We start from the raw sequence: 10,689 nt of genomic DNA, 5'->3' as shown, positions 1-10,689 counted from the left end.
GGCGATGGCGGCCCGACGATGCGCTACCTAACCTGCGGAGAGGGTCGTCCGCTGGTGCTGTGCCACGGCTTTCTCAGCTCCGCTGAGGAGTTTGGCGGTCGCTTCAGAGCGCTGGCCGAGTCCCGGCGACTGATCATCCCCGATCTGCCGGGCAACGGTGCATCGTCTCCGCTCACTACGCGGCACACGGTGCAGGCCATGGCCGCTGCTGTGGGAGCGCTGCTGCAGCATCTGGAGATCGCCGAGTTCGATGTTGCCGGGCTGTGTCTCGGCGCATCGGTGGCGAATGCCCTAGTCGGACGCTGCCCTGACCGTGTGGGCCGCTTGGTCCTGCACACTCCGCTGCTCGCTCCCACGCTGGTACGTCGCTTCTATCGCGAGCAGGTACGCGTACTGACGCTACCGCCGCTGTGGCAGGGGGTCGTAGCGCTCAGTCGCCACCGGATGGTCAGCGACCTGTATAAACGCTACGTCATCGCCGAGGGCGACGTCGACCTGGAGACAGCGCAGGCCAACTTCGACAACCAGCGGCGTGCCGACCCGGTGGCTGCCCGCGAATGGTTGCGCGATGGCTTGCGCTACGAGGGACTACACGCATTGATACAGCGCACGGGCCCGACGTTGATGATCGTGGCCCTGCAGGACCACATGATCGACGTGCCGCGGCTCCGTCGGATGGTTGCCGACCAGCCCAACATCCGTTTGTTCGTCGACAGCGAGCAGGGTCACGGCTGGAACAGCGCTGCCGTGCATCGTCAGCTGGAGGTGATGCGCCAATTCTTCGCAGGGGGCGGGTGACTGCCTGGCGGTCTGGCGCGCTCGGCCGCCGCGGCCTCCCCGGTGGGTGAACGGCGCCCCCGTCAGTGGTCTCCTCCGGCGCCCTTGGAAGCCGGTAGCGGCGCCGAGGGGAGCAGTTGCAGCGCACCCTGGGCGTGACCCGATAAGGCGGACTGCTTCTCGCGACGGGTGGTAGGCTGGGCGATGGCCGACCACCTCGGCACCGAGCCGCCACTGGGCGGCGCTCCAGATGCCCTGGCTCGCCGCGCCCCAGTTGACACGCTGATTCACACACCGACCGCGCCTGCCAGTACATGTCCGAGGCGTGTACCACGGTGCTCGAGAGCCACGGCATCCGCTCCAGCCTCAACCGGCCCGGCATCTGCTGAGACAACGCGATCGCCGAGAGCGTCTTCTCGACGCTAGAGCTCAACCTGCTGTACGGCACACGTGGCGACGCGTGCCGCCGCCAGGAGCGCGATGTTCGAGTACATCGAGGTCTTCTACAACCGCCAGCGCCGCCACACGACCGTGCGTCGTACTCTCGAGGATTCGGGGCCCACCTATCGACGCGGTATGTCCAGAGCATTCACGGACACGGGGCTCGCCGTTCTGAGTGTGGTCTTGCGAAGCAGGCGGCTACAACCCACGCACTTGTAGCGGGCGCGCAACACCTCGGCGGCTACAGGGTCGGTGTCGATCCGATGGCCCTGCGGCGGACTGAAGGTCAGAGGGATAACCCGACTGCTGGCGCAATACGGGCAACTCGTGATCCGTGCCATCACGCGCACGGTGCCACGGGAATGGGACGGAGTCGGTTCGTTACCGGACGTTCAAACATCACCGTCACCGGTGGGTGGAAGTGCTCAGAGGGGCCCGAAGCTCCAGATCGTGTCGTGGTGTAGAACGGAGCGGACAGCGCTCGCTGCGGGGCGCCGGGCTACCCGGCGACCGCTGGCCGTTCGGACGCTGTCAGCCGGGAGCCGCCCTGAGCCGCAGGCAGAACGTGCTGCCGGAGCCGACGCTGGTCGACACCAGTGACAAGGAGCCCTGCTGGTGTTCGGCGAGCTGCCGGGAGATGTACAGACCATCCGGGAAGCGACTGCGTCATGGGTTTCGCCTGGCCCCGTCGCGACAATTACCAGACAACCGGAAGAGTTTGGGGACCGTTCAGGGTGAAGAACATGGGGGTCCAGGAAAGCTCCGCGAACGGGACGGCCAGACGCAGCTGCGGCAATCTGCCGACCAGCACGCCGATCCCAACTTGGAGTTGCAGTCGCGCCAGTGCGGCGCCGAGGCAATAGTGGGGCCCGTATGCGAAGGTCAGATGGGGGTTTTCCGCACTGGTGACGTCGAACCGATCCGCATCGACGAAGACAGCCGGGTCCTGGTTGGCACATCGGAGCGGGGCCACAACGATCTCGCCGGCACGGAATGGGACACCGCCGATGTCGACGTCGGCTGTGGCGACCCGGAGCTGGTCGGCAGCGGAGCTCTGGTCGATGCGCAGCAACTCGTCAACCGCGGTACCGATCAGCGCCGGGTTGGCCCGCAGCACGGCATGCTGGTCGGGGTGCCGGAACAGCTGGAGGACCGCCACGGCCATGGCATTGGCAGGCGGCACGTACGCGGCCAACAACAGGGTGAAAACGATGTTCTGCAACTCCGAATCGCTCAGACGGTCGCAGACGTCGCCGGGGGCGACTAGCGCGCTGAGCAGGTCATCGCCAGGCGCGCTGTTCTTCACTCGACTTGCCGGTGCCACGGTTCAAGTGAGGCGAGGTAGCGGGCCAAAAACGCAGAACCGGTAGCTGGAGGAGCGTCTTGACGCGCCGGCGGCCGGTTGTCGTCGGACCGCAGCCGCACCAGGGCGATCGCGTGAGCGACAACGACATCGCCCCGGGAATGCGCGGACCAAGTGCCAAATGTGCGCCTCGGCGCAGCCTGAACCGCGATCCGCCGACAAGATCAGACAATCTGATGGAGATCGCCAGGTTCCTTTGGCGTGACGTGGAGGTCACTCGGCGACGACATCCCAAACTCCCATCGGCACTGCGAAAGCACGCGGATAGTGTGCGAGCACGGTGTACCGCGGTCCATGCCATCGGTAGTTTGGCTGGGTCCGATTGCCCAGGCTGACCGGAACCAGCTTCCAGCATCAGAGCAGCCAGTCGATCCTGTGGTACGCGGCGTCCCAGAACATCCATTCATACCGCGCCGCTGTGGCAAAGTGATCGATCGCTGACTCCCGGCCTTCCTGGCTGAGGGTAGCGCCGATCGAATCGGTCAGATCCAACAGTTCCTGGACAGCACTGTCAAAGTCCTCGCCGGCGTACGTGTCGATCCATCGCGTGAACAGCGGATCGGGTGACGACCGGCTCTGCAGCTCCCGGCCAATCTCGCGGTAGATCCAATAGCACGGCAGCACTGCCGCAATGCCGTCCGGGAAGGACCCGGTTGCACATGTCGCGATGAGATAGCTCGTGTAGGCGAGTGTTGTCGGAGCGGCGCCGGCATCGGCCATGTCGCCGTCAGTCCTCGCGAGCTCGGTAAGCAAGCTGCCATGGAGGGAGCGCTCCACCGTGATGAGCGCGGCCGTGTGGCGCGCGAACATTTCAGTGACCCCGGGAGTTGGAGCGCGCGCCGCCAGGAGGGCGAGCGCGCGCGCAAACCCGTGAAGGTAGTGGCCGTCCTGGACGACGTAGAACCGAAATGACCTGTGGTCCAGGCCGCCGTCGGCGAGCCCGCTGACGAAGGGGTGCCGGAGGATGGCTGCATATGTGGTGGCGGCCGCGGCCCACAGCCGTCCTGTGAAGGCCGACGGGCTCGGCTCCGCGGGCACTCTGTCCTCGATGGCTGTCACACGGTCCCCAGGCCGACCTGGTCGGTCGACGCGCGGCAGCGCGCGAGCAGCCCCACCGCGAATGTCGCCGCGGCGGCAACTGCAAAGGATGTGATGGAGGCGCTCATCCATGTTGGCGGCGTGAAGCCGACGGCGCGTTGCGCGCTGCCCCACACGGACGCCCACCACGAGACCGAGCCTGGATTCACCATCTGGTAGGCGGCGAAGCCGAGCAGCCAGGGGATGAGCATGAGCCAGCGCGCCGGCGCATCCTTCGAACAGTCCCACCGCCGGCGGCCGTTCAGGGCGAAGTAGTCGACTGCGAAGACGGCGAACAGGGGCACAAATACCGAGCCGAGCAGATAGAGGAAGCTCTGGTAGTCGGCGATCTGCAGCACCAGCGCCAGGACCGTCGCCAGGACGCCGATGACCAGAGCAAGGATCCGCCGGTCGCTGAGCGGCCGCAGGTTCTGGATGGATACCACCGTCGAGTACACGTTGGTGAAGGACTCGTCGAGCTCGCGCAGCACCAGAATGCCGAATGCCAACCCACCGACCGGAACGGCAAGGAAGGCGGTGAACAGGTGCGTCTGCGCGTCGCCCTGGCTGCTGACCACGGTGGCAAAAGCCAGCAGGCCCAGCGTGTAGTACGCAATCTGTGTGACCGTGTAACCGAGGAAGGAACCGAGAAAGGCGGCGCGACCGGAGCGCGAGTGCCGGGAGTAGTCAGCGGCCAGGGGCGCGAAAGAGACGGCAACAGCTATGACCACATCGGCGGCCAGCCAGAAGCCGCTCCACGATCCGCTGGTCAGCGACACCAGGGGGTGGCGGAGCAGCTGCGCGAAGAGGTACACGGTGGCTCCAATCACGGCGACAATGGCGTAGCGGCGCAGGGCACGGACCGCGCCTAAGGGGCGCAGCGCCATGACAGTGGTGAGAGCCCCGGCGGCGATGACGTACGGCCAGTGCACGTGTCCGGGGAACAATTGCTCTGCCGCGGCGGCGATGACGACCAGTTCGAACACCGCCCAGCCCAGGCACTGCAACAGGTTCAGCACCGTCGGCAGGAACGACACACGCGTGCCAAACAGGCCGCGTAGCAGCACCATCGCCGGGGCGCCGGTCTGCGCGCCAGCCAGCGCCGACGCGGCGAGAAGCAGGCTGCCGAGAGCGGTTCCGATCACCACCGCGGCGAAGGCGGCCACCAGCGACAGAGGAGCAACTCCCAGAGGCGCAAGCACAAAGATGGCCCCCACCGGACCGAGCAGGCTGACGCCCAGGTTTCCCCACAGCGCCAGTTGGTCAACCATGCTCAGCGACCGCGGGACCGGCCCCTCCAACGTGGGGGCGGGCTCTGCCCAGCGATCGTTCGGAGTTGTCACCGAGGCTTCAGCGACTGTCGTCATGGCTGCCTCCCTACGCCGGCATTGCCCGGTCAGGTTCGGCGGTCGGCGACCCAAGCGTCGCCCTCTCAGCCCGGCAATGTCCGAGCTCCCGCGTGCGCCCCTAGGATAGCGTGGGCGTGTGGCGACAGGCGACCTGTCGGCGTCGCATGGAGCAGGCCGTTGGACGCTTACCGGATAGCTGCTCGACGGCTTGGTCGGGGGCCGACGAAGCCGGAAGGGCTTTGCTCGATCCGATCCGGGCAATTCTTCTCACCCCGCCGGGCCGTTTTGCGCCGTCGCGAGGAGCGGTGACTGGATGGCGCGTCCGAGGCGCTCCACGACAGATGTCTGCGAACGCACCGGCGCTGACGGGCGGACTCGCAAGGTAGCCCTGGAACAGTTCACACCCGTGGCGCCGCAGGAATGCGAGCTGCACGGCGGTCTCCACTCCCTCGGCGATGACGCTGAGGCCGAGCTCGTGAGCGAGCGCGATCATCGCGCTCACCAGAGGCACCTTGTCGTCCGCTCTTTTGATGGGGGCGAGGAAGGAGCGATCCACCTTGAGGCGATCGATAGAGAGCGTCGCCAGCTTGCTGAGGCTCGAGTAGCCCGTTCCGAAGTCATCGATGCTGACGCTCACCCCACGTTGTCGGAGGCAATCGAGCTCCTTGAGAGCGACCGCTGATTGGATCGAGGCGACGCTCTCGGTGAGTTCGATCTCCAGGCAGTGAGCGGGAATGCCGCTGTCGTCAAGAGCAGCCTGGACGCGCTCCACCAGGCGCCCACATCCGATGTCGATACCGGAAACGTTGACGGCGACGAAGAGGTCGACTATGCCGGCGGAGCGCCACGCGGCCATCTGTGCGCAGGCCTCACGGATAACCCATGTGTCGACCTCGCTGATCAAACCGGTGTCCTCCGCCATCGGGATGAAGACGTCGGGTGGGAGGAGCCCGCGGGTCGGGTGCTGCCACCGAACCAGTGCTTCGCAGCCGATGACCGCGCCGCTGTCGACCGCGACCACCGGTTGAAACACCAGGGCTAGTTCCTGTCGCTCGACGGCGTGGCGAAGATCCTGGTCAAGACTCAGGCCCTGCTCCGCCACAGTGCGCATGCTCAGGACGAACGGCTCGAGTCGACCTCGCCCGCGCGATTTCGCAGCGTACATGGCCAGTTCGGCGTCGCGGACCACCTCCTCAGCCCGACTGCCACGACGCTTCGCCACGGCGACACCGACGCTGAGGCTGAGGGCTATGGAGTGCTCGTCAACGTCGATCGCTTCGGCGCACCCGTCGAGGATGCGCTGGGCTGACCGCCGAGCGTCCTCCGGGCTGGCGACGCCGTCGACCAAGATGCCGAACTCGTCGCCCCCGAGCCGCGCCAGTGTGTCATCGCTTCTGATCACCGTACCCAGCCGGTCCGCGAGAGCTCGAAGCATACCGTCGCCGACCGCGTGGCCGAGCCCATCATTGACCGTCTTGAATCTGTCGACGTCGATGAACAGAACCGCCACCGCCGTGTCCTGACGGCGAGCGCGGCGCCGCAAAGCGTGGCCCAGACGATCCAAGAAGAGTTCTCTGTTGGGAAGGCCGGTCAGGGAGTCATGGAACGACCGCCTCGTCATCTCGCGCTCGACCGTAAGACGGCTGGTCACGTCCTGGATCAAGGACAGCACGGCCGGCCGCCCTTCGTATTCCTGACCTTGAGTCGTCACCTCCACATCGATCACCCGACCATCCCGAAGACGGTGCCGAGCGCCGAACTGGGACACCCCCGCGCGGGCGCGCGCCAGATCGGCGACGACGGCAGGTTCCGGGTCAACGCGAAGGTCCGCGATGCTCAACGAGGCGAACTCCGCTGCCGTGTACCCGTACAGCCGGAGTGCAGCCGAATTGACCGCGAGGAACCGGCGGCTTTCTGCGTCCACAACCCACATCGGCTGAGGGTTGTCGTGGAAGATCCGCCGGAACTTGTCGTCGCTGACGCACAGCGCAACCTCGGCGAGGCGACGGGCGGTGACGTCGATGACCACGCCGTCGGCGCCGATGAGCCGGCCTCCCCCATCAAGAAGGGGTAGAAGTCGCATCGCCCCCCACCCTACCGTTCCGGTATCCCGCAGCCAACGCACCTCCAGCGATGACGCGCCGCTGTCGAGTTCTGCCAGCGCCTGTTCGACGCGTGGGCGGTCGTCGGGGTGGAGCCCATCGAAGAACAATTGGGGACGGTTGTAGTACTCCTGCGGTGAGTGACCGGTGATTGCTCGAGCACTGGCACTGACGTACTCGCATCGCAGCGTAGGCCAGAGCTGCAGCCGATACGCCATCAGGTCTGGGCCGGCCTCGGCGAGTCGGCCGAACGGTTCGTCGCCGTGACCCCGCCACTCGCTGTCAGCATGACGGGGGCCCGGGACATCGGCTGCAGCGACGGAGTCCGCGCCGTCGACACCGGCGGTCGCAGCCGCGCTCGAGGCAAGCGCGACCGCGACAACGGCGTCTTCGCTCACCAGCGGACGGGACCGGGTCGGCTGGTGCCGGGGCGCCCGTGCGCTCTTACCCTCCACTGGTGGTCGGCACGCCGGGAATCGACGTGGTCGGGGTTGGAGTGGCACGGGAGGTGGACCGGCTGAGGGCAACGGGTCGAGCATCGGTGGGAGCAGCTACGCGGGGAGCCACGAGCAGCAATAGGTGGCGCCTGGTACTGGTCTGCTCGCGTGCATCGGAGCTGCCCTCACAAGAAATGCGTGCCGGCGCTGATCCCTCCCACGGTTACTCGTAAGGAGGCGCCGATCGAATCCATCCTGCGCCCCCGGTCGGCTAGTTGAGGAGCTGGAATGGTCACGCCTGGGTCACGAGTCCGCCGCCTCGGTCCATCGACGAGGCCGGTCGCGTCGGCCGAACGCCGATGCAGCCGCGCAGGGCCGGCCAATGCCCGCGTCCTCTTGACGCTGGTGTTGACGTGGCCGCCCAAGCTGGTGATGCCGCAGCCTTGGTCGCAGCCGTGCGGTCAGGCGCGCGCCCGACGTCGCCATCGTCGACCTCCGCTTGCCGCCGAGGCACACAACCGAAGGTCTCAGAGCAACCGCGGAGTTGAAGGGCATGCAGCCGGCATCGGGGTGCTCCTGCGCTCACAGTATGTCGAGACCCACTCCGCGCGCCAGCTCATCGCCAGCGGTGCCGGAGGCCTGGGGCACCTGATCAAAGAGCGCGTCAGCAACCTCTCCGACTTCGCCCTCGCCGTGCGTCGGGTCGGCGGCGGGGAACTGGTGGTCGACCGCCTCGAGGTCGAGCAGCTGGCGGCACCCGTCGTGAGGGCGATCCCCTCACCGCTCTCACCGAGCGCGAGCGCGACGTACTTCACCTGATGCGGAAGGGGGTCGACCCAGGCGATCCGCAACAGCTCTGCCTCGGCGCCAAGACCGTTGAGACGCACGTGCGCATCATCTTCAGCACACTCGAGCGTCTCGGTCCGGCGGACGGCCGCCTACTGCGTCGGCATGGCTGACACCGTGTCTGCTCTGGAGGAGGTCACCGCACGGTTGGCGCTTCCTACCGTCACTGAGCTCGACCTGATTGTCACTAAGATCGGGCGAAGTAGCGAATGCGCGTCACGCTGGAGTGACGAGCCAGCCCCTGGAACGGTAGCGCTGTTATCGCGGACCATAGTGCACCCATGGGTCACGCAGGTTGGTCTGAACTGCACCGTCGCAACCGTGAATCAGCGCGTCCGGTGGGCGCCGGCACAGCTGCTGCCCGTAATGTCCTCGCGTATGGGCGCCAGCACCACCGCCTCATCAGCCCGGCGCTCGACGTCCTCTGCGTGGCCTTCATCGGTCTCCTGTATCTGACCGAGCAGACCACGCTCTGGTTGCACTGTGTCTACATCGTCCTCTCTCTGGGAGCGTTCATCCGTAGAGGTGCACGCCCCACGCTCTCGCGATCATCTGCCTACACCGCGATCATGCTTGTCTACATGGTCCACATTTCAGCAACGGACGACTTCCTCGAGATCCCGATGATGTGGGTCATCTCGATCCTCGCCGCCGGCCTCGCCCAGGTCAACGAGAATTCGGCCCGCGAACACGAGCGGCTGGCGGCGACCGACCATCTCACCGGTCTTGCCAATCGCCGACGGTTCGAGGAGCACCTCGTTGAGATTGGCCCAGCCGCGTTTGCGGTACTGGCTGTCGACATCGACGGCCTCAAGGCGATCAACGACAGCTTCGGGCACGAGGCCGGAGACGCGCTCTTGGCTGCCGCCGCTCGTGGAATCCAGTCGGCGGTCCGTCGGGAGGATGTCGCCGCCCGCACAGGGGGCGACGAGTTTGCCGTCATCCTCCTGGACGCCGACGCTGCCGTCGCGGCCGAAATCGCTGAGCGCATCTGCCGCGCCGTGCGCGCCGAGCGCGTCCCATTCGGGAAAGCCAGCGTCAGCGTCGGTTGGGCGACGGGCGAACCGGCCGCCTACGTCGCTGAGGTGGTGGATCGTGCCGATCGCGCTCTCTATCAGGCGAAGTCCTCCGGACGCGACCGTGTTGCCGGCCCAGCCGCAGTGGTCGTCGCCGCGTAGGCCGGATGGTCAAGGGACCATCGGCGGCCGGTGTGACCAGTTCAACCCAGAGAACGCCTGATCGCGAGCGTCCACCAGGAGTTTGAGATCCGCGTCGAGGTGGCCTGGCCTCAGGTGAGGAAGGTCGCGTTCCCGCAGCGCAACACGCGCGATGACCACCGCATCGCTCTCGTCGTCCTTCCCGCGAAATCGGCTTCGACGGCGACCATCAGCTGTGAGGTGCGTCGGCACATCGGCGACCTCAAGATCAGCGGCGAGGAGGCATCGAGTCAGCGCAAGGCCGAAGCCTCGAGCGCCCTCGACAGCGACCAGGTTCGGTGCTTGATTGGAGGCCCAGGTTGTAAGCGCTGCGAGTTCCTGCGCGCTTGCACCCGCGGTGAAACGACCAACAACCTGTCCCGTCGCGTCGATGCTTGCGGCCACGTGCACCTGCGTGTGGCAATCGATTCCGATGATGACCATGCCAGCCCTCCGTGGATGTGGATGAGATGGATGGCCTCGGACATTCCTGCCGTTCGGTTGTCACGCCGCTATGAGGTCACTCGGCCACCCGCGAAGACCGAGGGGACTTGCCCTAACGAAGTCAGAGCCCGAGGGCTCGACAGAAAAATGCCGGGTCACCCTCGGCCCCACGGGAGCCTCGCAGCACCGGCGATCCTCCCGCCACTGCCAGGCGACAGGGTATAGACGCAGGAAGATGCCCACCACGTCGCTGCGCCGGCGGAGCTCCTTGTTGAGTCGCTCCTGCGGGTTGTTGGACCACACCTGGCGCCAGTGCGCCTTGGGGAAGCCGGTGAACGCGAGCACGTCGGGGAATGCGTCAGTGAGCATGTGGGCGGCGTCTGCGAAGCGCCCCTCGAGCTGCTGCACGACCCGGTTCAGCTGGGCCCACGTCGAGGCCGCATCCGGTTGGGCGAACACTGTGCGCACCAAGGTCGCCACCATCGGCTGCGCGCTCTTGGGAACGCGGGTCAGCAGGTTGCGAGGCTCCTTTGTCAAGCCACGGCGGGTACGGGGTGCATCATGGATTCGGAAGGGACGTAGAGACTGTTCCGCGCATCGGCCCACATGCGACGGATGACGCGGTTCGCCAGCATCCGTTTGTGAGCTCGTCGCGCT

9 protein-coding genes and 1 pseudogene are annotated in these 10,689 nt (G+C 66.5%); 4 read left to right on the top strand and 6 right to left on the bottom strand.

What is annotated here, in order from left to right:
- A partial coding sequence (locus JF886_RS11835) for an alpha/beta fold hydrolase (protein ID WP_337312701.1) occupies nucleotides 1–798 on the top strand: 798 nt, incomplete at its 5' end.
- Nucleotides 799–1,915: 1,117 nt separating this feature from the next.
- On the opposite strand, the gene JF886_RS11830 is transcribed toward JF886_RS11835, so the two are convergent.
- The 4 genes from JF886_RS11830 to JF886_RS11815 form a co-directional block, all read right to left on the bottom strand.
- Nucleotides 1,916–2,542 carry a cytochrome P450 gene (locus JF886_RS11830; protein ID WP_337312699.1) on the bottom strand — a complete coding sequence of 209 codons (627 nt, stop codon included), beginning with the start codon at nucleotides 2,540–2,542 and terminating at the stop codon, nucleotides 1,916–1,918.
- 393 nt (nucleotides 2,543–2,935) lie between these two features.
- Nucleotides 2,936–3,619: a thiaminase II gene (gene tenA, locus JF886_RS11825; RefSeq protein ID WP_337312697.1), complete on the bottom strand. Its 684-nt coding sequence runs from the start codon at nucleotides 3,617–3,619 to the stop codon at nucleotides 2,936–2,938.
- A 17-nt stretch (nucleotides 3,620–3,636) separates the two neighbouring features.
- Complete coding sequence (locus JF886_RS11820; RefSeq protein ID WP_337312696.1) at nucleotides 3,637–5,025, bottom strand: purine-cytosine permease family protein; 1,389 nt, start codon at nucleotides 5,023–5,025, stop codon at nucleotides 3,637–3,639.
- 100 nt (nucleotides 5,026–5,125) lie between these two features.
- Entirely contained in the window at nucleotides 5,126–7,507 is a 2,382-nt protein-coding gene (locus JF886_RS11815) for a putative bifunctional diguanylate cyclase/phosphodiesterase (RefSeq protein WP_337312694.1), read from the bottom strand.
- Between the two features lie 609 nt (nucleotides 7,508–8,116).
- Here JF886_RS11815 and JF886_RS11810 point away from each other — a divergent pair.
- From JF886_RS11810 to JF886_RS11800, 3 genes are all read left to right on the top strand, one after another.
- The gene (locus tag JF886_RS11810; RefSeq protein WP_337312692.1) at nucleotides 8,117–8,365 is read left to right on the top strand and encodes a hypothetical protein; all 249 of its coding nucleotides are present in this window, start codon (nucleotides 8,117–8,119) and stop codon (nucleotides 8,363–8,365) included.
- Nucleotides 8,365–8,505, top strand: coding sequence for a hypothetical protein (locus tag JF886_RS11805; protein ID WP_337312690.1), 141 nt, complete (start codon nucleotides 8,365–8,367; stop codon nucleotides 8,503–8,505). Before JF886_RS11810 ends, JF886_RS11805 begins: the two co-directional genes overlap by 1 nt.
- 168 nt (nucleotides 8,506–8,673) lie before the next feature.
- Nucleotides 8,674–9,570: a GGDEF domain-containing protein gene (locus JF886_RS11800; RefSeq protein ID WP_337312688.1), complete on the top strand. Its 897-nt coding sequence runs from the start codon at nucleotides 8,674–8,676 to the stop codon at nucleotides 9,568–9,570.
- Nucleotides 9,571–9,579: 9 nt separating this feature from the next.
- On the opposite strand, the gene JF886_RS11795 is transcribed toward JF886_RS11800, so the two are convergent.
- Together JF886_RS11795 and JF886_RS11790 are read right to left on the bottom strand one after the other, a co-directional pair.
- Nucleotides 9,580–10,032, bottom strand: a complete 453-nt coding sequence (locus tag JF886_RS11795; protein ID WP_337312686.1) for an IS110 family transposase — start codon at nucleotides 10,030–10,032, stop codon at nucleotides 9,580–9,582.
- Nucleotides 10,033–10,266: 234 nt separating this feature from the next.
- A pseudogene (locus JF886_RS11790) lies at nucleotides 10,267–10,554 on the bottom strand (transposase); the annotation flags it as partial.
- Nucleotides 10,555–10,689 lie beyond the last annotated feature (135 nt).

Origin of the sequence: Candidatus Aeolococcus gillhamiae (assembly GCF_016464765.1) — a bacterium.
Classification (GTDB): domain Bacteria; phylum Chloroflexota; class Dormibacteria; order Aeolococcales; family Aeolococcaceae; genus Aeolococcus; species Aeolococcus gillhamiae.
The sequence above is the reverse complement of the archived record's forward strand: the minus strand, read 5'-3'. Positions and strand labels throughout refer to the sequence as shown.